Origin of the sequence: Klebsiella sp. HMSC16A12 (genome assembly GCF_001808265.1) — a bacterium.
In the GTDB taxonomy this organism is placed as follows: domain Bacteria; phylum Pseudomonadota; class Gammaproteobacteria; order Enterobacterales; family Enterobacteriaceae; genus Klebsiella; species Klebsiella pneumoniae.
This window is the reverse complement of the sequence record NZ_KV792576.1, coordinates 722-1,212: the sequence shown is the minus strand read 5'-3', so window position 1 is coordinate 1,212 and position 491 is coordinate 722. Positions and strand designations below refer to the sequence as shown.

The 491-nt window shown below is 60.5% G+C and carries 1 protein-coding gene; it reads right to left on the bottom strand.

Annotated features, from left to right (window positions below):
• Window positions 1–107: 107 nt before the first annotated feature.
• A partial coding sequence (locus tag HMPREF3140_RS08825) for a carbohydrate porin (protein ID WP_139146159.1) occupies window positions 108–491 on the bottom strand: 384 nt, incomplete at its 5' end.

The following is a 491-nucleotide window of genomic DNA, read 5'->3' as shown; positions in this document are numbered from 1 at the left end:
GCCGGATAAGGCATGTATGCCGCCATCCGGCATAAATGGAGCGCACCAGTTGTAGCCCGGCTAAGCGTAGCGCCAGCCGGGAACGCTCCTTCAACAACGCTATCGCATCAGAACCACGCCTCAAACATCCCACCGACGTTCAGCGAATCCAGCTGCTGGTCCTGGGTGCCGTTCACCTTCGCGGTGTGCTCGTTATCCACCTGGCCGCCGGTCACGTAGAAGCGCAGCATCGGACGGAACTCCGGCCCCATGCCGATGGCGATGTTCTGCGACAGCGTCAGCTTCCAGCCGTGGTTATCCCCGCCCTGCTCGTAATCCACGCGCTGGTAGCCCGCTTCCAGCCAGGTGGAGTGCACGTCGTTCCAGAAGTACATCGGCCGGACGATGGCGCCGTAGTTTTTGCGGTTGTCGGTATTATCTTTGCCGTTGTCGTAGTCGTGGAAGGCCAGCAGATATTCCACCTGCGCCTGCTGGGTGAACTTATGGCTGCC